A 26,544-nucleotide genomic window follows, 5' to 3' on the forward strand; every position below is an offset into this window, starting at 1 on the left:
AATTAATAACAAGAATAAATACAACTTATCTAGTTTATTATCAAAAGGTTACGCATGATCTGTCTAGTCGCGGGATCGAAACCCTAACTAAGTATCCTCTATTGGACCCCCGTTTTCACACAGCCTCTTAATTCGGGTGTTTTTTAATACTCGGGCTTAAGCCAACTCTCGAGAATCTTGCCATCCCCTGCCATGTTAATCAATTGTTGCTGTAATACTTCCAGGGGAGCCAAAGGATTGGCGAATATTTTTGCCTGGAAAAGTGGCATACTATCATGGAGGTAAACCCCCAGGCGAGGAACAAAACGGCCGGCCCATTTTGGCAATCCCGTAAGGGGATAGGAAATGGCGACCTGGGTGTACCCAGCCTGTTCAATCTGGGATATCAGGTCTGAATTCCAGGCGTTGAATGGTGGACAAAAGGTCGTGACCTCACTCCCAATTCGATCTTCAATGTTTTTTTTTGAGCTCAGCAATTCATTTCTGATTTCGTTTGTATCCATGGCGATAAGACGACGATGGGTCTTCCCATGAGAACCTATCTCCCACCCCTTCTCATGTAAGCTGCGGAGTTCAGACCAATTCATGTGGCTGATCTGTCTGCTTTCAGGAAAATAGTCCCAGCTATTTTTCTTACCCACATAGTCTGTGATAGCGAACACGGTTGCAACTCCGCCAACTGTTTCCAGAATGGGTACTGCGAATTCGTTGATGCAGGAATAGCCATCATCAAAAGTGACCAGTATCTGATTTTGGGAATCATCATAGTCTTTAATATTTGAAAACGAAAAGCCCAAATGCTGGAGTGCCAACATTTGGGCTCTAAACTGGCGAGGTGTCGTTGTTGTAACTCCCCACTCATAATCTTCAGAGACCTTGTGATACACAAGACCCCTGTTATAAACGGGGAAGGCCAAACTTTAGCTCAACACCTTTGAAACGGGAGTATACTCCAGACCAAAAGCTTCAGCTACTGCTTCACAGGTAACCTTACCGTCTACCATATTTAAACCAAGTGCAAAGTTTTCGTCTGCTCTCAATGCTTCCTTGACACCTTTATTGGCTAATTTGATTATATAGGGTAAAGTTGCATTGGTTAGGGCTTTCGTGGAAGTATAGGGTACAGCGCCAGGCATATTGGCAACACAATAATGTAGCACACCGTCAACCATGAAGGTTGGATTTTCATGCGTCGTGGGCCTACAAGTCTCAACACAACCACCTTGGTCAACAGCTACATCAACAATAACTGAGCCCGGCTTCATTTCACTAAGCATTTCGCGGGTGATAAGTTTTGGAGCTTTAGCCCCAGGAAGCAGTACTGCTCCTATCACAAGATCAACTGCTGGCAATAATTCGCGGATATTGGCAGGTGAACTATAAATTGTGCTCACATTCTTGGGCATAATATCATCCAGGTACCGCAGGCGATTCAGATCAATATCCATGATGGTGACATTGGCACCCATACCGGCAGCGATCTTGGTGGCGTGGGTACCAACGGTACCACCACCTAAGACTAACACAATTGCAGGTTTTACACCGGGAACTCCGCCCAATAAAACGCCACGACCACCACTGGTGTGCTCGAGGTATTTGGCTCCTTCTTGTGTAGCCATTCGCCCGGCTACTTCACTCATGGGCTCAAGAAGAGGTAATTTTTTGGTTCTGTCTTCAACGGTCTCATAAGCAACCGCCCAGGCATTGGTTTTAAGAAAATCTCTGGTAAGTGTTTCATCAGCAGCAAAGTGAAAATAAGTAAATACAATTTGACCTGGACGAGCTCTGGCTATCTCAACTGGTTGTGGTTCTTTCACCTTGACGATCATATCAGCATCAGCCCAAATCTTATCAACATCGGCTTCTATGGTCCCTCCGACTTCCTCATACATCTCGTTGGTAAAACCACTGTTGATACCACCATTGTCCTCAATGAGGACTTTGTGACCATTCATGACCAACGATTCAACCCCACCTGGAGTCATCGCAATACGATTTTCATTTGTTTTAATTTCTGCAGGTACTCCGACGATCATATTCGCCTCCTTATGATAATGATTGGACGGTTGTGCATGTCCACACTCGAAAATCTCGAAATCCCCTGGGGACTGTCCTCTAGACTGCGCTGGCCGGTTCCAAAATGCTTGTAAAAAACATATCTGGATTGAACAATTCTCGTGCCAAGACTTGAATTCTATGGACATCAATCGCTTCAATCTTTTTGAGAAATTTATCTAGATCAATATTTTCACCATAATATATCTGCTGGCGACCCAGTCGCATCATACGTCTCTCCATGGATTCGTCACCCATGACTATCCCGGATTTGTATTGAGCCTTGACCATTTCCAGTTCAGCATCACTGACAGGATCATTGACCATTTTTTCAAGCTCTATAAGACTTAACTCAACAGCAAGATCACGTTTTGCTGGATCTGTGGCCAGATAAACACCAAATGACCCTGTATCACGATACAGATTCACAAAAGAAAATATTTGATAAGCAACACCGTGGGCTTCCCGAATGTTCTGAAATAACCTGGAGCTCATTCCCCCGCTAAGGATTGAATTTAATACGGCGATATCGTACCGTCGTTCATCAAATACCGAGAATATTGGCAAACCGGTGATGAGATGACTCTGTTGAATATCCTTGGTTCTGACTTCCTTACCTGGTTTATAGCTTGAGGGGTCGATAGCTTCAAAAATATTTACCCCTGATCCAGGTCGATCATATCGGGTTTCAATTAATTTCACCAGATCCTGGTGATCTACAAAGCCAGCAGCCACAATAATTGTATTCTCCGGGCTGTAGTTTCTATCCAGATATGTTGTCAAGGCCTCAGGTGTGAAGTCTTTAATAGAAGTCTCATTTCCCAGAATGGGCTTCCCAATTGAATTATCGGGATAAAGGAATTCTTCAAAAGTATCAAAAGCCAATTCTTCCGGGACATCTTTGCTATCGCGCAATTCATCCAGAACAACGGATTTTTCTCGTTCTATTTCGGCTGAAGGGAAAGTTGGATGGAGCAATAAATCTGAGAGTACGTCAACGGCCTCTTCCAGATACTCGCTGAGAAATCTGGCATGATAGCAAGTGTACTCTTTGGTGGTAAAGGCATTGAGGTGGCCACCCACGCTCTCCAGAGAGGATGCAATTTCAAAGGTAGACCGATTTTTGGTACCTTTAAAAACTGTATGCTCCAGGAAATGTGAGATGCCAGCCAGGGGTGCAGGTTCATAGCGACTGCCTGCTCTCACCCAGATGCCTAAAGCCACCGAACGGACTGTGTCCACCGTTTCAGTAACGATGGTCAGTCCGTTCGATAGTGTCGTTTGCTTACGAAGTGAGGTCACTTCAGCAATTTACCGACGATTGTTATCCCGACGAGGTCCGCGATCCCGACCGCCACGATCTCTGCCACCACCGCGATTGTTATCACGTGCTGGACGAGGTCTCTTTGGTGGTTCAACGTAACCTTCTGGCATTTCGAGAAGTGCTTTGCGACTCAAGTTGTAGCGACCACTGTCATCGACTTCCATCAATTTAACTCTGACGGTATCACCGATATTGATAACATCTTCAACTTTTTCTACACGGGTATATTCAAGGTCGCTGATATGAATCAGTCCCTGCTTGCCTGGTAAAAATTCTACAAAAGCACCAAATGACATTAAGCGTACCACTTTGGCATCAAACTCTTCACCTGCAACGGGTACACGGACAATTCCGTTAATCCGTTCAGCAGCGGCTTCTGCGCCTTCTGCAGTTTCTGCAAAGACAAACACAATACCTTCCTGATCGATCTCCACAGTTGCGCCGGTATCAGCCTGGATGGCTTTGATGATTTTACCCTGTGGTCCAATGACATCACCAATCTGATCAGGTTTGATTCTGATAGTAATGAATCTAGGAGCATGTGGGGAAAGTTCTTCACGTGCAGCTGGCATGGCAGCTTCCATGATGTCAATGATGTGCTCGCGACCTTCTTTTGCCTGAATCAAAGCTTCGGTCATGAGTTTAGCACTGATACCCTCGATCTTGAGGTCCATCTGGATCGCATTGATACCGTCTTTTGTTCCTGTGACCTTGAAATCCATATCACCATAGTGATCTTCATCTCCAAGGATATCAGAAAGTACGGAAAAACGCTTTCCATCACTGATGAGTCCCATGGCGATTCCAGCAACTGTTTTGTTGATGGGAACACCAGCATCCATAAGCGCTAATGATCCACCACAAACACTTGCCATGGAAGATGAGCCATTAGACTCGAGAATCTCAGATACGAGACGTACTGTATAAGGAAAATCTTCCTTACCAGGCAGGAAAGGTCTGAGACTACGCTCAGCCAGGTTTCCATGACCAATTTCGCGACGACCAGTAAAACCAATGCGACCTGTCTCACCTACACAATAGGGTGGGAAGTTATAATGGAGATAGAATGACTTTTTATAGTCCTGATCCACATTGTCGATGATTTGCTCATCTAACTTGGTACCCAGTGTTGTTATAACTAATGCCTGGGTTTCACCCCTGGTAAACAGAGCTGAGCCATGCACTCGAGGCAAGACACCAACTTCAGCAGTGATCTGACGGATATCTTTCAATCCACGACCATCAACGCGCTGACCCTTGGCCATAATTCTTTCCCGAATGTTGGCTTTGAGACGATTGCTAAAAACTTCTCCAACTACCTTGAGGTGATCAGGATAAGTTTCTTCGAATTTGGCAAGCAGTTCATCTTTTGCTGCATCACGTGCTTCTTGACGTTCTAATTTCAAAACAATTGAGTTCAATTTGGTAAGCATGTCTTCATCAATTGATGCGTCCACATCAGCAACGATGGCTGCTTTGGTCTCATCCACTTTGAGTTCACGTTTTACGGGTTTGATCTCATCAATGATGCTCTGCTGGAAAGCCACAACTTCTGAAATGGCTTTCTGGGCGAAGACAAGTGCTTCCACCATGACTTCTTCAGATACTTCATTGGCTTGACCTTCCACCATAACCACATCAGTTGCCGTACCAGTAATGGTAACATCCATTTCTGATTCTTCTGCCTGGGCATAGGTTGGGTTGAGAATGAGTTCGCCATTAATACGACCTACATGAACTGAGGCTACAGGGCCATTCCAGGGGATATCGGAGATGGACAGTGCAAATGAGGCACCAATAGTACCCAATGAATCAGCTGTGTTCTCACCATCACTTGAAACAACAGTTATCATAACCTGAGTTTCATTGTTAAAATTTTCAGGGAAAAGCGGACGAATAGGTCTATCCGTCATGCGAGAACTGAGAATCTCTTTCTCAGAAGGTCGTGCTTCCCTTTTGAAAAAGCCACCGGGAATTTTTCCACCGGCATAAGCTTTTTCTCTATATTCGACTTGCAGTGGGAAAAAATCCCTGCTATTGTCTTCATGTTTTGATGCAGTAGCTGCCACGAGGACAGCAGTCTCACCATACATGGCGAGCACGAAGCCACCAGCTTGTCTGGCCATACGACCGGTTTCAAGACTAAGCGTGCGTCCGCCCAACATCATTTCTTTTTTAATCAAAATATCTCCAATTCCTATTTACGTATACCAAGCTTTGTAATTAAAGCTTTGTATTCAGCTGCATCACTTTTCTGGATGTAGCGTAGCAGGCGGCGACGTTGCCCAACCATTTTGAGCAAGCCACGGCGGCTGTGGTGGTCTTTTTTGTAGGCTTTCAAATGCTCTGTCAGATTTTTAATCTGAGTCGTGAGAATAGCAACCTGAACACTTGTTGATCCGGTATCATTCCCATTTTCGCCATATTCCTTGACGAGAGCGGCCTTTTCTTCTTTTGTTATTGACATGTGTCCTCCTTCAGACATCCCGATAATTTTCGATTATCGCTAAACACGTTTTCTTATCGTTTTCTAATTGTTTTATTAAATCATCCACACTGGAAAATTTCTTTTCATCTCTTAATTTTTGTAAGAACTCAAGAATGACATCTTGCTCATACAAATTTTCTTTGCCTTCAGGGATATTGAAGAGATTCACTTCAATTGTAATCTCAGTCCCTTCCTTGAAGGTTGGACGAACCCCAATATTGCACATTCCAAAGCTGGAAAACTCATCTGTTTTTACCCGTGCAAGATACACGCCCTTATTCGGGATCAACTTATTTTCCGCATGCGGATCAATATTCGCTGTGGGAAAATTAAGGCTCTGTCCCCTCTCATCGCCATGGACCACTGTGCCAAATATTGTGAAGGCGTGGCCTAACATGGCATTGGCCAGATCCAACCTATCAGATTGAATGTGGTCTCTGATCAAAGTACTGCTGACTGGTACATCCTCATTATTTATGGGACCTACCACGCTAACTTCATAGCCATTGGTTTTACCACGCTCGCATAGCCATTCAGCATCACCGGTACGATTGTGACCAAACCGATGATCATAGCCTACCACAACATGTTCGACCCGAAGGGTATCTTCAAGAACCCTTTCAGCAAACTCATCTGCTTCCATGCTGGAAAATCCACGATTGAAATCAAGAACCAGAAGAAAATCTACAGGAGCATAATGCTCAATAAGAAACGCTCTTTCTTCAATTCCAGTCAATAAACGGATGGGTCTTCGATGGCTATCTCTCAACAATTCTTGTGGATGAGGATGGAAAGTGATGACTACTGATGGCAATCCACGGTCCTGAGCCTCAGATATACATCTTTCAATCAAGGACTGATGACCACGATGAATACCATCAAAACTGCCGATGGTAGCAACGCAACCGGTCAGTTCAGGAAAGTCTTCTAGGCTGCGGACAATTTCCATTTTTCAATAAACTCTGGTATGCTCAAGGCATCCTCTACGCGATAGTCACCTATGGCAGTTCTTTTTAATTCTTTTACGTGGGCTAATGTGCCCAGTTTTTGAGCGATATCTTCGGCCAGAACCCTGATGTAAGTTCCCCTACCGCAATTCACTCTTATATTTATTTGATCAGAACTCCATGAACTGAGCTCAATATTATATATCGACACGATAGATGGTTTACGTTCAATGACCTTACCCTTGCGAGCCAGTTTATAAAGCTTTTGACCATTAACCTTCTTGGCAGAATACATGGGAGGTATCTGTTCTATATCCCCCTGAAATTCAGCCAGTGCACTTAAAATCATCGTTTCAGATAAGTCAGGTACTGTGCCAGATTCAGTAATGGTTCCAGTGCGATCTCCAGTATCCGTCCTATTTCCCAGCAGAATTTCTGCATCATAGGTCTTAGGCATATCCATAAATTCGCTCTGACGTTTGGTATTTTTGCCTGTTAAAATGATGAGGACCCCTGTGGCAAATGGATCCAGAGTGCCGGCATGCCCGACTTTCTTAATCCTGGTCGTGTATCTGACCTTCTGAACCACGTCAAAACTGGTCCAATCCATGGGTTTGTCAATATTAATGATATGCTCGGGGACAATCATAGATCTTTCATCACCCGATTCATCTTATCAGCATATCCCAGTGAATCATCAATGAAGAACCTCAACTCCGGTACATACTTGAGAGGTACTTCCTTACCCACATGAAAACGAGCGCGGCCATTGTGTTGCTCTAAAGTTTTAAATGTGAATGCAACATCCTCTTCGTTCCCATATATGGAAAAATAGACATATGCGATTTTTAAATCCGGAGTCATTTTTGCATTGGTAACAGAAACAAAACCCGGCGTAGCATTAGCCAGGTTCAATATCAGATATTCAGCTACTGCTGCCCTGATGGCCTCTGCGACCCGTTTTTGTCTTGCAATACCCATTTAGTTTACTTTATCCGACAAGGTCACTTTTTCTTCGCAGAAGATTCCAATTTGCGTTTAATAATTTCTTCTGAATAGAACTCCATGATGTCACCGACTTTTATTTTACTAAAGTCCTTTAGTGAAATTCCACATTCATTGCCTTCCATGACTTCTTTCACTTCGTCCTTGAAACGTTTGAGTGCATTTAATTCACCATTGAACAAGGCCTCACCTTCACGAATGAGGCGAACCTTGGCATTTCGGCGAACAACACCTTCTGTAACCATAGAACCGGCAATAATCCCAATTTTAGGAATTTTAAAGAGTTCAGTGACTTCTGCCTTACCAATTTCGTTCTCAATCACATCTGGCTCTAGAAGGCCTTCAAGGGCTTGATAGACATCATCAACTGCTGCGTAGATGACGTCATAGTAGCGTATTTCAACATCATCAGCCCTGGCCAAAAGTTTAGCATTGCTATCAGCTGTTACATTAAAACCAACAATAATAGCCTCAGAGGCAGCTGCCAGGAGCACATCAGACTCCTTGATCATACCAATACCACGGTGAATAATGCGGACTGCAACCTCAGTGGTGGACATTTTCATGAATGAATCTGCCAATGCTTCAATGGAACCATCAACATCACCCTTGATGAGGAGAGGAACTTCTTTCACCTTTCCTTCAGATATCTGTAGGGAGATTTGATCCAATGTCAGATGGCGCATACGCTTGAAGTCTTGTTCTCTACGCAATGCACGGCGTTGTGTACTCACATCACGAGCTTCTTTATCATTTTTCATGACGATCAGATTATCACCAGCACGTGGGACATCACTAAAGCCGAGAATTTCTACAGGAGTAGAAGGTCCGGCACTTTTAATTCTTCTTCCATGATCATCTTTCAGGGCACGAACGCGACCCGAGTAATCTCCACAAACAAAGGGATCTCCAATTTTGATGGTCCCTCGACTCACCAGAACGGTTGCCAGTGCACCCACACCCTTATCCAGTTTGGATTCAACCACGATTCCACGTGCTTTCCCTGAAGGATTCGCCTTTAAATCCAGGACTTCGGCCTCAAGGGCAATGGTTTCTAGCAATTCGTCTACATTGGTTCCCAGTTTCGCAGAAATCTCAACATCTGGGTATTTACCACCCCAGCTCTCCACCAGCATGTCACGTTCTGATAGTTCCCGACGTACTCGCTCGGCATCTGCTCCCTGCACATCCATCTTGTTGATGGCAAAAACAATGGGGACACCTGCGGCTTTAGCATGGTCAATGGCTTCTATGGTTTGTGGCATCACAGCATCATCAGCTGCAACGATAATAACAACAATATCTGTAACCTGGGCGCCTCGAGCACGCATGGCAGTAAAGGCTTCGTGCCCTGGTGTATCAAGGAAGGTGATAAGCTTGTCGTCACCAACTGGCACTGAGTAAGCTCCAATATGCTGAGTAATACCACCTGCTTCACCGGATATGACATTGGCTTCACGGATATAATCAAGGAGAGAGGTTTTTCCATGGTCAACATGACCCATTATGGTTACAACGGGTGGACGAGGTTCAAGATCTGCTTCATCAACTTCTTCGAGAGCAATTTCTTCATCCATGGTAGTTACCGTGTTGTCTTCAAAGACGACGGCAATTTCAAATTCTTCAGCCAGGAGTTCGATGGTGTCCTTATCAATCCTCTGATTGATGGTAACCATCATACCCATATCCATACACTTGCTGATGATGTCAGCAACATCGATTTCTATGAGATCAGCAAAATCGTGTACGGAGACAAACTCGGAAACGCGATAGGCTGCATCCTCAGCCATTTCCTCCGGTCTTCCATCTCTACGACGTTTGCGTTTTTTAGTAGTATCCAGTGAAGTCATTACCTTTTTAATAGAGGCATCCACTTCCTTCTGGTCAAAAGTGCGACGTTTCTTAACGGGCTTGCCTCTGCCTTTAGGGGCAGCGGTTTTCACGACATGCTTTATCTTTCGCTCAATTTTCTTGGCGATAATTTTGTCAGTTGTAGATTCTTCAGGTTTTGCCTCAGGATCTTCACCTGGACGGAGAATGGTAGGCTTGGCAGCTTTCTTTGCACTTTTCTGCTTGTCCAGATCTTCTTGTTCTTTGGCAGCCTGAGCTTCAGCTAATTTGCGATTTTCTTCTTCTTCGATGTCGCGCTTGGCTTTGGCAATTACTTCTTTACGATCTTCTTCAGCCTTGCGCTTGGCATCTTCGATCTCTTGACGGCGTTGATCTTCGGCATCTCGTCTCGAACGATCTTCTTCCTCACGGGCTGATTTTGCTTCTTCAGCCTTGCGGATACGTTCTTCTTCTTCAACCCGGCGCTGTTCTTCAAGGGCCCTGCGATCAATTTCTTTCTGATCAAGCTCAATTTGATAAAGATCAGAAGCAAAGTTTTTGAGAATGAGATTGTGAGTTTCTTCGTCTACCGGACTCATATGATTAGTTACATCAAGTCCTTGATCCTTAAGAAAGGTCACTATCTCACTATGGGAGATATTTATCTGCTTCGCAATTTGATATATTCGTTTTGGTTTATCCAATCGTTCCTCTTTCCTCATCCCTTTTAAGCAGAAACACCTCAGCCCTGCAAAACCGGAGACATTCTAAAACTGTTTCCAGTGGCAGCTACCTAAGCTTATTCCTCATCTGAGTCGTCTACTTCTACGACTTCCTCGATGACTTCAACTTTTACTTCAACTTTTTCCATCAAAGCCGTCATGAACTCTTCAAGTGATTTCTCACCAAGACCTTTCAGGCTCAGCAAAGCCTCCTTGCTGGTATTCACAACTTCATTCACCGTGTCAATACCATTTTCAGCAAGAATTGAAACCACTCGCTTGGGAAGACCCTCAACTTCTTCGAGGTATACTTCAACCACAACAGGACCTTCGACTTCACTGCGAGATTTTGCATCAATTTCAAAACCTGTCACTTTTGAAGCGAGACGGACATTCTGCCCATTCTTACCGATTGCGATGGAGATATCTTCAGCCTCAAAGAGGGCTAGAGCTCTATGATTTTCATAATCAATTGTCACACGATAGGGTTTTGCAGGAGATAGTGCACGGGTAACCAACAGTTGTGGTTCAGACGTGTAGTTGATGATATCAATTTTCTCGCCATTCAATTCACGAACAATAACCTGAATACGACTACCCTTCATACCAACACAGGCTCCAACAGCGTCAATACGCTTGTCATGAGATTCAACAATGATCTTGGTACGATCACCTGGTTCTCTATGGAGCGTGCGGATATCAATGATGCCATCTTCAATCTCTGGCACTTCATTTTTAAATAATTTATGGAGGAAGCTTGGGTCGGCACGCGAAATGATAATTTCTGGACCGCGTTTATCTGAGCGAACCTCTTTGATAATGGCACGTACACTGTCGCCACGGCGATAGCGTTCACTATAAATCTGCTCTTCACGAGGCATCTTCAGTTCAGCTTTGTCAATATTCACAAAGAGTGCATCACGACGGATTTGATGAATCTCACCAATGATGATTTCACCGACGCGACTTGAATAATCCCGATAGATCTGATCGCGTTCAAACTCCTGAATTTTCTGGGCCATGACGTGGCGTGCAAATGTGATCAGACGACGTCCGAAGGTCGCAGGATCTACAACATCAATAAAGGGATCGCCAATTTCAAGGTCAGGGGCAATTTCTTGTGCGGTCTTGACATCTACTTCAAAATCGGGATCATCAACGACTTCAACGACCTCTTTTTCCTGGTAGATCTCAATCTCACCCTTATCCATATTGACAATTACATCAAAGTTGTCAACGTTTCCGTATTTCTTCTGAATCAAAGCTTCAAAGATTTCTTTAATGATATCAGCCAGCTCTTTGCGGTCGATATCCTTATCCTTTGCCAGCTGGATAAACGATTCAATGATAATTTTACTGATCAAGGGGTCAATCCTCCTTCTACCATCGCATATTTACTTTGCCTTGAATAACATCAACCATCTCCAGGACCATCTCTTCATCCTTTACTTTGACAGTAAGGGACTCATCAGTGGCTGAAACGATCTCGCCATCCAGGGGGTTTTGCATCGCTTCAGAGCGATGCTCAATTTTCATAGAATGCCCAGCCAATCTGTTAAAATGGCGGGCCAATTTAACCGGGAAGCTCGCACCGGGTGAGGTGACTTCGACTGAAACCTTCTCTATATCTAAACCGGGGAGTACAAGATTATTATGAATGGATCGATTAATACGAGCCAATTGGTCGATGGTGATACCGGAATCACTGTCACACTTTGCAATGAGCTGAAAACCACCCCGCGATGCAACTAATGTTACATCAACGAGGAAAATATCCTCAGCACCTTCAAAGCAATGCTCTATTCCGGCTTTTATTTCTTCATCGGTCCAATTCACTTCGCGTCTTCAATACCTTTACAAATAAACAAAGTGGGTCATTCAACCCACTTTGCGGGCGAAATATATTCGGGGAGAGCCCTGATTGCAAGTTCAATAATTGCAATTATTTCTCCAGCACTTTACCTTCTAAATATTTCACCTGTTCGAGGAATTTTCCTGTAGGTTTTTTATTTAAAAGTTCTTTAACAATTTTATCGGCTTTGGTCACGTTTCCATCGGCGATATACGCATAGCCAGCCTGAAGCTTGGCGTAGTCAGATACAACACCCTTGTTTTGTGCACCAACTTGGCTATAGAGTGCGGCTGCATCTCCGTAATTGGTTTCTTTTTCCAAGAGATAGGCCAACTTCAATTTTCCAGCAAGTTGTAACTGTTTATCTGAACTGTTAGCCAATGTGGTAAACAACTCTCTGGCTCCACTTATATCATTTGCCTGCAACCTGGCAACACCAAGCTGATAGGTAGCTTGAGAAATTGCATCGTTGTTTCCATATTCATCCACAACACGTTCCAGTTCAGCGAGGACATTGTCCTCCATGCCACCAAGAGCAGCTATTGTGGCCTTTGTGCTTGCGAGCATGGCTTCGCTTCTGGTGGTCTCACGATTATTCATCCAACCCCAGACTAAAATGATGATAACAACCACAGACACAGCGCTTGTCAATATCTGTTTACTGTTTTTCTCGTAGAACTCCTGCCCTTTCTCAAGGGTATCCAGCAATGGATCGTGCTTTAATTCTTTTTTAGTTAGTTTCTTTTTGGGTGTCAACATCGGATATCATATCCCTTCAAAATTACTATTGTCAATAACGAACCCCGGCTCTTGCCTCATGGGTAATTTTCGTACCCCTGAGGTGATTCGAACACCTGACCTACGCTTTAGGAAAGCGTTGCTCTATCCTGCTGAGCTACAGGGGCATTGTCCATGGGGACTACCGAGCACCTACTCCTGGCAGGTATTCAAACTCGTGATCCCGTCTATAACCCGCCTGGGTGGTCAAAGCCACTTCGTCGTGTTTATCCGCCAATTTTTCAGGGTGATATCGCGACGCAGCAGAATTATCGCATTCATCTCTGGGTGAACCCAGTTCATTCTGCGAAGGCGGATAAAAAAGCACGCCAATATAAACGAGCATGCAGGGGCACAAAAGGGATTTACTGGTAAAGATTAAACAGTTCTGATAAACAAAGAGGCTGTCTCAAATCCTGAGGTGGCAGCTTTTGGTATATAGGGATGTTTGGTTCAGAGGTCCTTAAAATGTCACGATTTGTTTCGATATGGCTCCATTTTCATCAGATAAAAAGAGTTTGGGTATATAGGGGTCTAGAGGAGCCAGTTTTTCAACCATTTTTCTTTCACAACAAATTCATGATATTGTAAGCAATGGCAACCAACACGTTCTCTACAATTACTTTATCAAGCACTCAGAGCAGAAAATCTTTATTCTCATTCATTTTAGAACGAAGTAAACGAAAAGAATGAATCGTCTTATTTACGTTCGTGGACTTCGTCAGACCTGTCTATCAAAACCCATAGGGTGTAGATAGATTCAATGTAAGAGTGTAATAAATCAACGCTTTGACCTAGTTCGAATGCTCAATGGCCAAATCTTTGAAACTAACTTAGAGGGAGGTAACCCATTTGTATGCACTCATATCACTAACAGTCATATATGCGAGTAAACGCCCCCTATTCCCCTATACCAAAAAAAGGGGCTACCCTTTTGAGGTAGCCCCTTTGCAATTAATTCTATTCTGATTGTGTTTGTTAAGTTCTGATCTCCAAACCTCCAAATGCAACTGTACAGTTCAGGGTAATATTAACAGCGCCCTCTGCTCCACCCTTGGATTTGTCCTCTACCCCACCAAATATGGGGGTTCCAGTGACAATGACATTCCAGTCATCTGGTACTCGAATCTCCGCTCCTCCGAACAGGGCAGTAACATTAACCACGCACCCTGAATCAATGGCCTTTGCATCAGTCAGGTCAATCTCTACCCCACCGAATAGTGCCATTACATTGGCTCCTTTAAAAGCCTGGCTATGTATTTTCTTTTCGACGCCGCCAAAGATGGCCGTGGCATTGATAAAATCATCATCCTCAGATGTAACTGTTGAGAAAGATAAACCGGGCTTGCCTTTAGACTTCAACAGCATTGATACACCTACATAAAGAATGGCCAGGGGCCAGAGTTTAAAGATGCTGCCCCAATTTATAAAATCCAGGGTTGCAGATAGGAGAACCAGACCAATTATAAAGAGAATTGATCCGTTGCGACGATCGTCGCTCTTTAATTTTAGAAAGCCTGCTACGATGAGAATGACAGGCCACCATTCGCTTAAAAAATGACCTAAATGCATAATATTGAGACTTTGTAATAGAAAAATTGCGCCTATGGCAATGATTACAATGGCAATCCATGATTGCTGGTTACTTTTTCCAGGTAACTTTTCAGTCATTTTATATTACTCCTCTATTCAAACTATTTGATTTATAAAAATACGATATAAATGTGTTTTAGCCCAACGGTATTTTAAGATAAAGGACAATATTTGAGCCAGTGCCCTGCATATGCAAGGATGTTTTCACTTCACGCTCATACATCCCCTGTTTTTTTAGTTCAGCCTGGGTCACCCACCAGGCAATCAGAGATCCAGAAAAAGCTCCTGTAAGAATATCAGTGAAATAATGCATATCGCCGCCCACACGCAAAAGAGCTGTTACTCCTGCTGTACTCAATAGAGTGGACCAAATTAGAGATTCGTGTTGGGGATAACTGCGACTTAGTATCATGGAATTGGCCACAGCCTGTGAAAAGGCAGCACTACTATGTCCGCTATAAAAGGAGGTATAATCTTTCTTGCCTTCTGACTCACGGGTTTGGAAATAGCTGTAAGGACGTTCTCTTGCAGCAGCAATTTTTACAATATTGGTCATGATGCTATTGGCTGCAAACACACGGGTATTAACCAGTAAAGCTAATTCTGTGTCCTCAGCCAACAAGGGTCCCCAAAGCAGACTTGACATGCTTACCCCGTAAATGAGTCTATCACTCCAGGCTCTGGCCCCATCCTGTTTGTTGACTCCCACCCATATTTTATCGCGCATATATCTGTCAAACGAATTGGGTGAACTCAATCGGGGTGTCTCAGGGACAAAATGTGATTTTCCATAAAGCTCAAGTCCGAGGGCCAGCCCCAGCCCTGAGCCTGAAATGAGCCAGTCTCTGGTGGATATCTCCTGAGCATAATTCAAATTGGTCTGCAACAGCAGCACAGAACAAATTAGAACTATTTTAATCCTAGAATCGATGTTAAATCTCCAGTCCAAATGGGTGAAATCTTTCAAGCCAGCAACACATCCATCATGATTTTGTGACCACCTCTAAGAATTGTAGAATCAAACATGAGAGCTCCCTCCAAACTGGAATGACACTCACATTTTTGCTGATGGTCATGGTTTTGAATAGTGTGTTTTAGGAGCTCCATGGCACTATCCAAACTTTCGCTGTATCGCTTAAGTAACTGAGGTACAGTAACATGCTGGCTTGGGTCATCCATCCAACAATCATAGTCAGTAGGGATGGCCACCGTTGAGTAACACATCTGTGCTTCCCTGGCTAGAAAGGCTTCTGGAATATTGGTCATACCCACTAAGTCACACTTAGCTGCATCTCTCATGAAGAAACTTTCAGCCCGTGTACCCAGTCTGGGACCATCCACACATGCGTAGGTCAAATTGTTATGAATTGGCAATTTCAGTGTTTGCCCTGAACTAAATATCTGATTGCGAAGTATGGTACAAACCGGTTCAGCTGAGGTTATGTGAGCTACCAGACCATCTCCGAAAAAACTTTTTGGGCGTCCATCTTTCACAAAATCAAAATATTGCGAGGGTAGGGCAAATTCGCCAGGTTTGATTTCCTCTCGAAGGCTTCCCGTTGCTGAAAAGGATATTACCCTTTTGACCCCCACTGATTTGAGAGCCCAAATATTTGCACGATAATTAACTTCAGAGGGTAAAAATTGATGAGATTCACCATGACGGGGCAAAAATACAATGTCCTCATCTCCTACTTTTCCAAATGAAAGGTGAGCAGAAGGTTCTCCAAAGGGGGTTCCAACGATTCGGTTATCGAGAACCTCCATCCAATCTACATTGTACAGACCTGTACCACCGATAATACCCAGCATGGATATTTCTCCCATAATTCAGAACAGAATGTCGAGATTAATTCACAGCTTTAATCTAATCTCGAAATGAATGAGTAGTATCTTTTTCCCCTGCAGTGGGGCTTTCCAACTAGTCTAAGCCTCTTGATGAAGACAGGGAAGACAATCGTGAATGAAAGGTTTCTAAGGAGAAGGAACCCAGAAACCAAAGCTTATTATTTACCCAGATGGAGGGAGTAATCCCCCCTATGGTTTGACGATTGTCAGCCGTATCAGTGATATCCACAACACTGAGAATCATTTCAGGGAATAGTTCGCGACTTTGTACTAATGACTTTAGGGTCTTATAACTGAAGTTACAGCCTTCACGAACAATGATTTCAACTTTGATCTGATCTGGATCAGTATGTATGTTTTCCATGTCTGAATCTAGACAGCACCATGAAGCGGGACTGTCAGGTTGCAGACATGTTTGTGGAAGAGAGCCTGGAATCAGGTTTCCAACTGGTCAAGGTCACCTTTAAGCTGCAGAAATCTTCGAGAGAATTTGATAACACCCTTTTCAGCCAACTCATTCAAAACCTGATTCACAGTCTGTCTGGCAGTGGCAGTGAGATCAGCTATCTCCTGATGGGTAAGAAATGGTCGTACCATCCACCCGTCCACCATCTTTTTACCAAAGGTTTCCACATAGCGGTGAAGAAAGGAAATAATCCTCTGACTTGCGCTTTTAAAGACCAAATCCTCTACATGGGCCTGAATCTTACGTAAACGCCATCCAATAAACTTATTCACACTCATGGTCAAATTGGGGCTTTTCTCCATGAGGTCCTGAAAATCTCGTTTGTCCATGGCACAGACAACTGCATCTTCAACCACCTCAGCAATATTGTCATGGGTATCCTGCCCCAGGATAGCACTCTCCCCAAAAATTTCGCCTGGTCCTAAAAGTTGAAGTGTGGTGGTCTTGCCATCTTCAGAAAGTCTATAAATTTTAATTTTTCCAGCTTTGAGAAAATAAATTGTATTCGAGGCGTCCTCAGGAAAATATATAATTTCCTTTTTTGAATTGTTCTGCATTGATGTATTCTGTGCAAGTTCCATCATCATCTTGGGACTCATGCCATCAAACATGTTGAAATTCTGTAAATACCATAATTTGGTTTTTTCAGCCATGATATGTTGTACTCCTGTTTTCTATGGGGAATCGAGTCAAACAACATTTTCTATCCGTCACAGATTATCAAATTCAATAATTTGATTCCTGGTTGGCGATATAATAGTTGAAGCACGTAATTATTCAAACCGATACTTGGCTAAACAGAAGCGGCTCCGTAATGGGAACCGCTTCAATCATATTTAATTTGGGATCAGTATTAGCTGAGTGGTTCAAACCTGGCCTGGAAAAACCTGAGGTATTCAGGTTCATATGTGAACTGCAGACCCGTTATCTCCATTCTTCTTTCATAAACATCAGCAATGGATTCAGCCACCACATCCATGTGAGCTTGTGTATACACACGACGAGGGATGGTGAGGCGGACCAATTCCAATTTTGGACGGTTGTGGTCACCGGTCTTTTTATTCCTGCCAGCAGAGATAATTCCTCGTTCCATACTTCTGACACCGCTCTCAATATAGATTTCCGCTGCCAATGTCTGGGCTGGGAATACATCCTGCGAGAGATGCGGTAAGAATTTCTTAGCATCCAGAAAGACGCCATGACTTCCGATGGGTCTCACGATGGGGATGCCATAGCCGATGAGTTTATCACCTAAATACTCAACCTGGCCCACACGGGCACGCATATGGTCATCCTGTACTGATTCCTTGATACCGATGGCCAGAGCTTCCATGTCACGTCCTGCCATACCTCCGTATGTGTGTAAACCCTCATACACAACTACCATATTCTGAGCTTGACGATAGACATCTTCGTTATTGGTTGCCATGAAACCACCAATATTGACAATGGGATCTTTTTTGGCGCTCATGGTTGCATGATCCGTTAGAGAGCAAATTTCAAAAACGATTTCCTGGACGCTCTTATCAGCATATCCAGCTTCCCGTTGTTTTATAAACCAGGCATTCTCTGCGACTCGCGTCATGTCATGGACGATATCGATACCATGCCTGGTTGTGTATTCACGCAGCTCCCTAATATTCTGAAGTGAGATAGGTTGTCCACCTGCCATATTGACGGCTGTTGCAATACAGATATATGGAATTTTATCAGCACCCACCTTTTTAACCAGGTCATCCAATTTTTTAAAGTCAACATTTCCCTTAAAGGGATGTTCACTCTCAGTATCATGCGCCTCATCTATGATGACATCAACAAAAGTCCCCCCTGCGAGTTCCTGATGCAACCGGGTGGTTGTGAAATACATGTTACCAGGTATATAATCACCTTCTTTGATGAGAATCTGGGACATCATGTGCTCTGCTGCTCTTCCCTGATGCGTGGGAATAATGTGTTTATAAGAGTAATAGTCCTGGATTGCTTTTTCCAGGTTGTAGAAATTGCGACTACCTGCGTAAGCCTCATCACCAAGCATCATACCTGCCCATTGACGATCACTCATGGCATTGGTACCACTATCTGTTAGCAGATCGATGTAAACATCCTCTGATCTCAATAAAAAGGTGTTATAGCCAGCTACTTCGATTGCCTTGACACGATCTTCCCGAGAAGTCATTGTCAAGTGTTCGACCATTTTAATTTTCCAGGGCTCTGCCCAGGATTTTCTGTAGGTCATAATAATTCTCCATCCATAAAACGTGTTGAATCTATCGTTGTACGAAATGCCCTGGGAACGACACAATGTGACTGTGCCCACCATTTCGTAATCAGACCTGGATCAAGGGATAGTTTCTAAATCCAACTCGATGAAATACCAAGCAATAAGCATTCCATATCTATTAAAGGAGTACATATAGAAACACCCCTTGAAGCAATATCGTTGCCAGGGGTGTTCGTGGTTTTGGGAAGTATTACTATTGCTTAGAGCACAGCGAAATCTGGTTCAGCAACAGGGAATGGAATGCCGATGGTTCCATTGTCAATGTATAGCATGTATATGGCGTTGGCAGGTATGGCCTCACGCTTCAAGGTTTTTCCAGTGAAGTACTGGACTTCCTTGCCGCTGATATCAAGAATGATACTGGGAATTCTGGTCCCATCATTTAATTCGATGATATCAGTAAGTGATTCTGGATCTTTTCCCTTTAATAAGGAAAGCAGATTTACGTCCATATTTGTCTCCAATAATTGGACCTGACTGCGCTGAACAAGCTGTGTGGTATTGCTTGCGGCATCCAGAAAGTAGAAGTAACTCTCGTCAGCTTGGACAAGTTCACCACTTCTGGATTCCTGATCTGGATCAATAATATTGATCGGAATGACTTTTTTTGAGCTGACACCAACATAGTCAAGATTGTTTGAATTGGCTAATACTGAGGAAGCAAGAAGGGATATCATTAAAACTATGTTGGTGATGTTCATGTTGCTTCCTTTCAAAAAGACCTTCTGGTCTTGATTGGAAGCATGTTAGCCCATGCGGTGGTTCTGAGATATTGGGCTTACCCTATTGTTTTTGGTAGATATACCCTATTGGAGAGGAATAAAATGACGATATCTGGGATCCTAATACCTGAGCTTCAGGATTTAGCTGGGACCACGCCCAGATACAGCAATCCCCTTCCACAATGTTCTTGGTCATCATGGAAGGGGATTTAAAGACGTTTCTAATTGCTATTCTAATAAATCAATTGGATGGATTACCACCAAATCGTGTATAACACAGACAGAATTGCAAAAATACCAATTGCGCCCACATTGAAGATTGTATCAGTGTGAAAGAGATCTTTGTCAATTTTGATGGCCTTGGAAGAGACACCTTTCTTTTCAATCAAAGTAATTGCCACCACAATTGCGCTGAGGATCAGAAAGACCACTCCCATGCGATTCAAGAATGGTAGCGCAGGGATGAAGAATTTAATGGCCAGGGATAAGGGAATCGTTAAAACTGCTGCCCATACAGCTGAATTAGCAGTAGCCTTTTTCCAGAATAAACCGAAAATGAAGATGGCAAAGATTCCAGGACTAATAAAGCCGGTAAATTCTTGTATGAATTGGAATGCTTGTTCCAGGCTCGATAAAGATGGCGCAATGATGACTGCAACAAGAAGGGCGACGGCGCTGGTCACACGACCTATAAATACTAACTGCTCTTCAGAGGCTTCCTTATTAATAATCTGTTTGTAGATATCCATTGAGAAGATGGTGGCAGTACTGTTAACCATTGAGCTCAGGGATGAGACGATGGCAGCAATTAATGCAGCAAAGGCCAGCCCCTTTAAGCCAGTAGGCACAAAAGTACTGAGGAGCCAGGGATAGGCTTCGTCAGGTTTGGCCAAATCTGCACTTAAAGCAAATGCAACGATTCCTGGAATAACAACAATGAGAGGCGTTAATATCTTAAGATATCCACCAAACATGAGTCCACGCTGAGCTTCTTTGATATCCTTGGCAGCCAGGGCCCGCTGAATAATGTACTGGTTACAGCCCCAATAGAAGAAATGCGCCATCCACATACCACCCAGCAGTACTCCAAGCCCGGGTAATTCTGCATAGTTTGGATTTGATTTATCTAAAATCATGTCAAATTTTTCAGGTACTTTTGCCAGGAGATCACCAAAACCAGCAATTGCTCCATGACCACCGCTGACCTGATCAAGTGCGAAATAGGTAGTCACCAGACCACCCACAATAAGGACGAGTACCTGAACAACATCAGTCCAGACAACAGCTTTTAAACCACCATAAATGGTATATAGGGCAGAGAATAATGCCAGACTGGCAATACCCCAAATCAGGGGCACGCCAAGAATAGTCCTTAGCGCCAGAGCACCCAGATAAAGAACTGAAGTCAAGTTGACAAATACATAGAGCAGGAGCCAGAATACAGCCAGACCAGTTCTCACTCGACTATCATATCTAATTTCCAGCAATTGCGGCATGGTGTAGATACCCTCTTTGAGAAAGATGGGTAAAAAGTATTTGGCCACAACGATTAGCGTGATGGCGGCGGTCCATTCGTAGGTGGCAATGCCCAATCCAATGACATATCCAGAACCAGACATACCGATGTACTGCTCAGCGGAAATATTCGCTGCGATGAGGGAAAAACCGATGGCCCACCAGGGTAAGGATTTACTTGCCAGGAAATAGTCGCTTGAGTTCTTTTTGTGGCCTTTTTTCTCTCGAGACACATACAGACCCAAACCCACAATGAATACGATGTAGCTGATAAATACAACATAATCCAATGTTGAAAAATTCATGCCTTAACCCTTTTCTTTTTATTTAGTACTTTAGTGACTGAGGTGCTGAGTTATCAGTCGGTAATCATCAATATTAGTAAATACTAATTTATTGATATTCAAATCTGTCTTTACTTATGACAAATATCAGGCCATAAAGGTGACGGTAATATTTAAGCCATTTCAACCGAATTCGAATGAATTTATTATCATATTCATAAAATTGTTTATCAATATGTATAGCCAGCTTGCTGCTACCTTACATAAACTCCCAGACGATTTACTGGTGAGAATTTTTAATATTCTTATATGGACGTTAAGAAATCGAGAAGGGATGGCTGACGCCATCCCTTCTCTTAAGCAAAAAAAGCATATCTCCCGCATCTTGCGGCGAGGGTGTTACGATTAAATCTGAATGTTAAACCAGGAAAGGAGCTATAATCCCAAAGGCTACTCCCATGATAACGATGGTGCCTAATATATCTAGTGCAGAAAATTTTGAGACAGAATCCAGGTTAACTTCATTGGCATCTACCCAGTTTGATTGTTTTACTTGATTCGTTTTCATGTGCTTCTCTCCTATGCGTTGTTGGTGATTGCGCAATAAAGATGGGTATGCGACACGATATCCATATGAGGTGTACCCCTATTATGTCTTCCCTTTAACCTACATATGCGGCATAACAATCCTCCAATGCAGGTAAATCCAGGAGCATACCCCTCGAAATCACCTTGTGGCTAAGCGAGTACAGTCTACTATCGACTATTACTTATCGTCTATGCCACGACACTATTTTTTTGGGTGGTGATTATGCCAATATCTGGCGGAGCTTGCTACCCTGGTGGATGTTCCCAGTGATGTTTCACCTATTAGAAATTGAGCTATTTCTGATTTCTGGTAAATAGGCGAAGTGCAGAATCGACGAGACTCTCCTCCCCGACCAAGGTTATGATATCATTCTTTTGAAGGATGGTCTCTGCATCCGGTGTGATCATCTCTGAGCCTCTAATCAGCATAAGTATACTGGTTGCTTCAGGTAGATCAATCTGTGCAATGCGTTTGCCATGTATGGAATCATTCAATATTTTTACTTCACGAACTTCCTGCATCTCATCAATATCCGCAGCCACAGAAAAAGCATCTTTGCTCAGTGCCATACTTTCAATGATCAGTGCTGTAGAATAAATCATGTTAACCACTCGTACACCGAGGTCGCGAAATTTGCTGTTCCTTACAGGATCCTTCACCAACGAAATGACATTCTCAATATTGAAGTAATTGAGAGCCAACCTGCAAATGCGGTAGTTCTCATCTTGCTGGTCCGCCAGTACAATCACTGTATTCGTCTTTTCTATGCTGTTATCCCTTAAAGCATTAACCAATACTTGCTGTGGTAAAAGCTCATTAGCTCCTGCTTGTCCCTGCTCTAGTTCATAGAGTCCCTTGAGGCGAATATTTCGAGCTACCAAACCATGATGTTTGAATTGCTGCATGAGAAAATCAACCATGGGATGATCACCAACGATTAAAACCTGATCGGGGTTTTCAGATTTCACTTTATTGAGCAAACTGAAGGCAATGGGTGAAAAGGTACAGGTAATAATGGCTACTAGAATTATACTTGAATTCAAGGAAGGTGAAATGACACCCAGTTCCAAACCGATGGCTGACGCGGCAATAATCAGTGAAAGTCGGGAACTGAGAATGAAACCTGCACTGAATGTTTCTCTCCAGGAGAAAAACACTCTAAATAACATTGATGGAATCAATTTAATGAGATAGGCAGCCAGAACCATAAAAGGGACAAGTATAACCGCCTCTCTCGATTCAAGGAGTGCGGGCAGATCGAATCTTACTCCCACCATGACGAAGAAAATGGGGATAAAAAAGCCATAGCCAATGCCATCCAATTTGTGTCTTAAAGCAGAGGTACTCCCACTGGATGCCAGCGAAAGGATGACACCAGCGAGAAATGCACCCAGGATATTTTCAATACCCAGACTATCAGCCAGGGCAATAAACACCAGGGCTAAAGCAATGGCACCCCGAAGTTTTATCTGTGATGTGGGCGAGGCCAATCGCTCCAATATCTTTTCAGTGGGCAGGTGCTTTTGGAAAAGTGCGGTAAGTCTATGAACAGCCACAAAAACGGCAAACAAAACCAATATGAGGAGAATTTCCAGGGTAAGTCCCTGACTGCGGAGGAGCACATAAATACTAATGGCCAGAATACTTACGAAGTCAGCTATCAATGCTGCAGACAAAATTCTCTGTCCAAAGGGATTACCTGACAATCCGTGTTCTTTTAAGACTGGAACAACCACCCCAAGTGATGTAGTTGACAAGACCAAAGTGATAATCCACGGTTCTGAAACCAAATCTAGACGATGCACAATCAGACCAGTGATAAAAGCCCCACCTAGTGTAAGCACGAAGAGAATGAGACCGAAGATCAAGGGGTTGCTCAATATCCTGGCTAAAATACCAGAACGTTTCTTCGTGTTGACATCAAAGAGACTTGTAAAATCTATTTCAAGTCCAGAAAGAAACATGAGGAGTGAAAAGCCAAGGATGGACAGGATGCTTAATACATGATCTTCACGAATCAAATTAAAGCCACTTTTACCCAGTAACATGCCAGCCAGGATTTCCCCAACAACTGCTGGAATTCCTAATTTCCTAAATCGACCGAGAAGAATCGGTACGATGAAGGCCAGAAGAACTACTATGAGCAAAGGGACAAAAGAAAAATTATGAGCATTCATATGGAGGATTATCTAGTAATAAATGGAGCGTATTTAGTATTTAATAGCTGCTGGTAATTCTGAAATTCAGTTCCACAGCTAACTTGCAGTTACTCTTTCTACCACTTCAATCAATTCTTCAGAGGTAAATGGTTTACCAATGGAATCATCGGCTCCAAGGGTGACTGCTTCTTGCAGATAGGAACCAACAAATCCAGTCATGGCTATAATTTTTACGCTTTTGGACTGTTTTCGTATTTCACGTATGGTCCCGATACCTTCAACGCGGGGCATGACGATGTCTGTAATGACAAGATCAGTAGGATTCCTTTGGAACTCAGCAATTCCCCCCCGACCGTCCCTGGCAGTGAGAATATCATATCCGAGTTCTTCGAAGAAATTGACTAAAACATCTCTTATGGATTCTTCATCATCTATTATAAGGACAGTTTTGGGATGATCATTCTGCATGAGATTATCTGATACTTTTTCCTCTGATTTATACTTTCTAAACCGTCTATAATTAGTCAGAATTGTGGAGCTTTAAAAGGACTTTATCAGGTTGGCCTCGTCAAGTAGGCTATCTCAACAATAATGTTATATATTCTTTCCATGGCGATGAAGTAAAGCTTCTCTAATTTTGCTTGCATTATTATGGAATACGGGAAAGTTTGATGCATGGTCTCCATTCATATCATAGATGATGACTCTGAAATCAGGGAGCTCTTAAAGGAGCTGTTTGAATCGGACGAATATGAGGTATCCACCTTTAACTCTGCTGAGGATGCCCATCCCTATATTCTTCGTGAAATTCCAGACTTGATCCTTTTGGATATCGGTCTACCCGGCATGGATGGCCTCACCTTTCTCGAGAAATTGAAAACTGAATTTGATGACGTTGAAGTCATTATGATAACAGGACAGGCAGATCTCCGCTCTGCCATCCGGGCCATCAAGCTAGGGGCGATGGACTATATCCGTAAACCCATTGATCCCGATGAATTAAAGATTCAGGTCAATCATGCCATTGACCGCCGCAAGAAACGTGAACAACTAAGTTACCTTCAGGACAAGAGTCAGAATCATTTTGGCAACATCGTGGGTACCAGTGAACCCATGCAGAAAGTATATCAATTTATCTATCAGGTAGCTGAATCCTCAAAAACAACGATATTAATCAGGGGTGAGACCGGTACGGGAAAAGGGCTGGTGGCCCGTTCCATACATTATCAGAGTCCTCGGGCAAAACACCCGTTCATAGAGGTGAATTGCTCAGCCATCCAACCAAGCCTGCTGGAATCAGAATTGTTTGGTCATGAAGCAGGTGCCTTTACTGATGCCAAGAAAAGAAAAAAGGGACTATTGGAACTGGCCCATGAGGGGACTTTCTTCCTGGACGAAGTCGGAGATATGAATCTGGCATCTCAATCCAAACTTCTAAAGGTACTGGAAGAGAAGACCTTTAGGCGGGTGGGTGGTACGAAAGAGATTAAAATCGATGCCCGCATTATCAGCGCATCATCAAAAGATCTGATGACACTTGTGGAGGAGAATAAATTTCGGGCTGATCTGTATTACCGCCTCAATGTGGCTTCGGTTCGGCTTCCTGCGCTGCGAGAGCGTGATGACGATATTATTATCCTTTCAAATTACTTCCTTGATGTGTTCAATAAGGAATTCAAGCGGAATATCAGGAGTATCTCCCCTGCGGCCCAGAAAATGTTGATGAAACACCCCTGGGTGGGAAATGTCCGGGAGATCCGAAATGTTATTGAGCGGGCAGTATTGTTTGAACAAGGCGATGTGCTTTCACCTCAAACCATCAGTCTCCAACATGATAGCCAGTCCAGAGAGGTACAGGATCTATTGGATGTTAGCGTAAATCAGGTATTTCACCTTCCAGAGGAGGGTATTTCACTAGAGGAACTTGAACAGAATCTATTGAAACAGGCACTTGAGCGCACCGGGGGTAACAAAACCAAGGCTGCGGCATTACTGGGCCTTAGCCGGGAAACTATGAAATACCGACTAAAGAAATTCAAACTATCCTGATAGAATACATCTCTTGTCCTTTATAGCATTAAAGATGG

General features: G+C 43.4%; 24 protein-coding genes and 1 tRNA gene. 1 reads left to right on the top strand and 24 read right to left on the bottom strand.

Annotation, left to right across the window (positions count from 1 at the left end; translation table 11 throughout):
- Positions 1-143 precede the first annotated feature (143 nt).
- The 24 genes from ISR87_09705 to ISR87_09820 form a co-directional block, all read right to left on the bottom strand.
- Positions 144-887, bottom strand: coding sequence for a polysaccharide deacetylase family protein (locus ISR87_09705; protein ID MBL7025721.1), 744 nt, complete (start codon positions 885-887; stop codon positions 144-146).
- A 33-nt stretch (positions 888-920) separates the two neighbouring features.
- Positions 921-2,036: an alanine dehydrogenase gene (gene ald / locus ISR87_09710; protein ID MBL7025722.1), complete on the bottom strand. Its 1,116-nt coding sequence runs from the start codon at positions 2,034-2,036 to the stop codon at positions 921-923.
- Positions 2,037-2,115: 79 nt separating this feature from the next.
- Positions 2,116-3,357 (bottom strand): insulinase family protein, encoded by a 1,242-nt coding sequence (locus ISR87_09715; protein MBL7025723.1) that lies wholly within the window; start codon positions 3,355-3,357, stop codon positions 2,116-2,118.
- Between the two features lie 9 nt (positions 3,358-3,366).
- On the bottom strand, positions 3,367-5,547 hold the full coding sequence (pnp, locus tag ISR87_09720) for a polyribonucleotide nucleotidyltransferase (GenBank protein MBL7025724.1): 2,181 nt from the start codon (positions 5,545-5,547) through the stop codon (positions 3,367-3,369).
- A gap of 29 nt (positions 5,548-5,576) precedes the next feature.
- Positions 5,577-5,846 (bottom strand): 30S ribosomal protein S15, encoded by a 270-nt coding sequence (gene rpsO / locus ISR87_09725; GenBank protein MBL7025725.1) that lies wholly within the window; start codon positions 5,844-5,846, stop codon positions 5,577-5,579.
- A gap of 10 nt (positions 5,847-5,856) precedes the next feature.
- Positions 5,857-6,816, bottom strand: coding sequence for a bifunctional riboflavin kinase/FAD synthetase (locus ISR87_09730; protein ID MBL7025726.1), 960 nt, complete (start codon positions 6,814-6,816; stop codon positions 5,857-5,859).
- On the bottom strand, positions 6,795-7,463 hold the full coding sequence (truB, locus tag ISR87_09735; GenBank protein MBL7025727.1) for a tRNA pseudouridine(55) synthase TruB: 669 nt from the start codon (positions 7,461-7,463) through the stop codon (positions 6,795-6,797). The genes ISR87_09730 and truB overlap by 22 nt, the downstream gene beginning before the upstream one ends.
- Complete coding sequence (rbfA, locus tag ISR87_09740; GenBank protein MBL7025728.1) at positions 7,460-7,795, bottom strand: 30S ribosome-binding factor RbfA; 336 nt, start codon at positions 7,793-7,795, stop codon at positions 7,460-7,462. Before rbfA ends, truB begins: the two co-directional genes overlap by 4 nt.
- 23 nt (positions 7,796-7,818) lie before the next feature.
- Positions 7,819-10,353 (bottom strand): translation initiation factor IF-2, encoded by a 2,535-nt coding sequence (gene infB, locus ISR87_09745; protein MBL7025729.1) that lies wholly within the window; start codon positions 10,351-10,353, stop codon positions 7,819-7,821.
- A gap of 95 nt (positions 10,354-10,448) precedes the next feature.
- Positions 10,449-11,735 carry a transcription termination factor NusA gene (gene nusA / locus ISR87_09750; GenBank protein MBL7025730.1) on the bottom strand — a complete coding sequence of 429 codons (1,287 nt, stop codon included), beginning with the start codon at positions 11,733-11,735 and terminating at the stop codon, positions 10,449-10,451.
- 16 nt (positions 11,736-11,751) lie between these two features.
- On the bottom strand, positions 11,752-12,207 hold the full coding sequence (locus ISR87_09755) for a hypothetical protein (GenBank protein ID MBL7025731.1): 456 nt from the start codon (positions 12,205-12,207) through the stop codon (positions 11,752-11,754).
- A 106-nt stretch (positions 12,208-12,313) separates the two neighbouring features.
- Positions 12,314-12,982 carry a tetratricopeptide repeat protein gene (locus tag ISR87_09760; GenBank protein MBL7025732.1) on the bottom strand — a complete coding sequence of 223 codons (669 nt, stop codon included), beginning with the start codon at positions 12,980-12,982 and terminating at the stop codon, positions 12,314-12,316.
- 72 nt (positions 12,983-13,054) lie between these two features.
- A tRNA-Arg gene (locus tag ISR87_09765) sits at positions 13,055-13,128 on the bottom strand.
- 850 nt (positions 13,129-13,978) lie between these two features.
- Positions 13,979-14,671 carry a hypothetical protein gene (locus ISR87_09770; GenBank protein ID MBL7025733.1) on the bottom strand — a complete coding sequence of 231 codons (693 nt, stop codon included), beginning with the start codon at positions 14,669-14,671 and terminating at the stop codon, positions 13,979-13,981.
- Positions 14,672-14,729: 58 nt separating this feature from the next.
- Positions 14,730-15,479, bottom strand: coding sequence for a phosphatase PAP2 family protein (locus tag ISR87_09775; GenBank protein MBL7025734.1), 750 nt, complete (start codon positions 15,477-15,479; stop codon positions 14,730-14,732).
- Positions 15,480-15,556: 77 nt separating this feature from the next.
- Positions 15,557-16,405, bottom strand: a complete 849-nt coding sequence (locus ISR87_09780) for an MTAP family purine nucleoside phosphorylase (protein ID MBL7025735.1) — start codon at positions 16,403-16,405, stop codon at positions 15,557-15,559.
- Between the two features lie 109 nt (positions 16,406-16,514).
- The gene (locus ISR87_09785) at positions 16,515-16,805 is read right to left on the bottom strand and encodes a hypothetical protein (protein ID MBL7025736.1); all 291 of its coding nucleotides are present in this window, start codon (positions 16,803-16,805) and stop codon (positions 16,515-16,517) included.
- Positions 16,806-16,876: 71 nt separating this feature from the next.
- Positions 16,877-17,560: a Crp/Fnr family transcriptional regulator gene (locus ISR87_09790; protein MBL7025737.1), complete on the bottom strand. Its 684-nt coding sequence runs from the start codon at positions 17,558-17,560 to the stop codon at positions 16,877-16,879.
- A 200-nt stretch (positions 17,561-17,760) separates the two neighbouring features.
- Positions 17,761-19,143 carry a tyrosine phenol-lyase gene (locus tag ISR87_09795; protein MBL7025738.1) on the bottom strand — a complete coding sequence of 461 codons (1,383 nt, stop codon included), beginning with the start codon at positions 19,141-19,143 and terminating at the stop codon, positions 17,761-17,763.
- Between the two features lie 245 nt (positions 19,144-19,388).
- A complete protein-coding gene (locus ISR87_09800; protein MBL7025739.1) occupies positions 19,389-19,889 on the bottom strand; it encodes a hypothetical protein in 501 nt (166 codons plus the stop codon).
- Positions 19,890-20,164: 275 nt separating this feature from the next.
- On the bottom strand, positions 20,165-21,730 hold the full coding sequence (locus ISR87_09805; GenBank protein ID MBL7025740.1) for a sodium/sugar symporter: 1,566 nt from the start codon (positions 21,728-21,730) through the stop codon (positions 20,165-20,167).
- A 397-nt stretch (positions 21,731-22,127) separates the two neighbouring features.
- Positions 22,128-22,277 carry a hypothetical protein gene (locus tag ISR87_09810; GenBank protein ID MBL7025741.1) on the bottom strand — a complete coding sequence of 50 codons (150 nt, stop codon included), beginning with the start codon at positions 22,275-22,277 and terminating at the stop codon, positions 22,128-22,130.
- A gap of 314 nt (positions 22,278-22,591) precedes the next feature.
- Positions 22,592-24,475 (bottom strand): cation:proton antiporter, encoded by a 1,884-nt coding sequence (locus ISR87_09815; GenBank protein MBL7025742.1) that lies wholly within the window; start codon positions 24,473-24,475, stop codon positions 22,592-22,594.
- 78 nt (positions 24,476-24,553) lie between these two features.
- Positions 24,554-24,925 carry a response regulator gene (locus ISR87_09820; protein MBL7025743.1) on the bottom strand — a complete coding sequence of 124 codons (372 nt, stop codon included), beginning with the start codon at positions 24,923-24,925 and terminating at the stop codon, positions 24,554-24,556.
- Between the two features lie 207 nt (positions 24,926-25,132).
- Here ISR87_09820 and ISR87_09825 point away from each other — a divergent pair, with 207 nt between their 5' ends.
- Positions 25,133-26,506 carry a sigma-54-dependent Fis family transcriptional regulator gene (locus ISR87_09825; protein ID MBL7025744.1) on the top strand — a complete coding sequence of 458 codons (1,374 nt, stop codon included), beginning with the start codon at positions 25,133-25,135 and terminating at the stop codon, positions 26,504-26,506.
- The last annotated feature ends 38 nt before the right edge of the window (positions 26,507-26,544 follow it).

The sequence above is a fragment of the Candidatus Neomarinimicrobiota bacterium genome (assembly GCA_016784545.1).
Taxonomy (GTDB): Bacteria; Fidelibacterota; UBA8477; order UBA8477; family JABMPR01; genus JABMPR01.

Excerpts from the sequence above, each read along its gene's own strand:
- rpsO (MBL7025725.1), bottom strand. The coding sequence starts at position 5,846 with ATGTCAATAACAAAAGAAGAAAAGGCCGCTCTCGTCAAGGAATATGGC.
- ISR87_09790 (MBL7025737.1), bottom strand. The coding sequence starts at position 17,560 with ATGGCTGAAAAAACCAAATTATGGTATTTACAGAATTTCAACATGTTT.
- ISR87_09770 (MBL7025733.1), bottom strand. The coding sequence starts at position 14,671 with ATGACTGAAAAGTTACCTGGAAAAAGTAACCAGCAATCATGGATTGCC.
- ISR87_09800 (MBL7025739.1), bottom strand. The coding sequence starts at position 19,889 with ATGAACATCACCAACATAGTTTTAATGATATCCCTTCTTGCTTCCTCA.
- ISR87_09825 (MBL7025744.1), top strand. The coding sequence starts at position 25,133 with ATGGTCTCCATTCATATCATAGATGATGACTCTGAAATCAGGGAGCTC.
- ISR87_09785 (MBL7025736.1), bottom strand. The coding sequence starts at position 16,805 with ATGGAAAACATACATACTGATCCAGATCAGATCAAAGTTGAAATCATT.
- ISR87_09795 (MBL7025738.1), bottom strand. The coding sequence starts at position 19,143 with ATGACCTACAGAAAATCCTGGGCAGAGCCCTGGAAAATTAAAATGGTC.
- rbfA (MBL7025728.1), bottom strand. The coding sequence starts at position 7,795 with ATGGGTATTGCAAGACAAAAACGGGTCGCAGAGGCCATCAGGGCAGCA.
- ISR87_09780 (MBL7025735.1), bottom strand. The coding sequence starts at position 16,405 with ATGCTGGGTATTATCGGTGGTACAGGTCTGTACAATGTAGATTGGATG.
- ISR87_09820 (MBL7025743.1), bottom strand. The coding sequence starts at position 24,925 with ATGCAGAATGATCATCCCAAAACTGTCCTTATAATAGATGATGAAGAA.
- ISR87_09760 (MBL7025732.1), bottom strand. The coding sequence starts at position 12,982 with ATGTTGACACCCAAAAAGAAACTAACTAAAAAAGAATTAAAGCACGAT.
- ald (MBL7025722.1), bottom strand. The coding sequence starts at position 2,036 with ATGATCGTCGGAGTACCTGCAGAAATTAAAACAAATGAAAATCGTATT.
- ISR87_09730 (MBL7025726.1), bottom strand. The coding sequence starts at position 6,816 with ATGGAAATTGTCCGCAGCCTAGAAGACTTTCCTGAACTGACCGGTTGC.
- truB (MBL7025727.1), bottom strand. The coding sequence starts at position 7,463 with ATGATTGTCCCCGAGCATATCATTAATATTGACAAACCCATGGATTGG.
- ISR87_09805 (MBL7025740.1), bottom strand. The coding sequence starts at position 21,730 with ATGAATTTTTCAACATTGGATTATGTTGTATTTATCAGCTACATCGTA.
- ISR87_09815 (MBL7025742.1), bottom strand. The coding sequence starts at position 24,475 with ATGAATGCTCATAATTTTTCTTTTGTCCCTTTGCTCATAGTAGTTCTT.
- ISR87_09810 (MBL7025741.1), bottom strand. The coding sequence starts at position 22,277 with ATGAAAACGAATCAAGTAAAACAATCAAACTGGGTAGATGCCAATGAA.
- pnp (MBL7025724.1), bottom strand. The coding sequence starts at position 5,547 with ATGATGTTGGGCGGACGCACGCTTAGTCTTGAAACCGGTCGTATGGCC.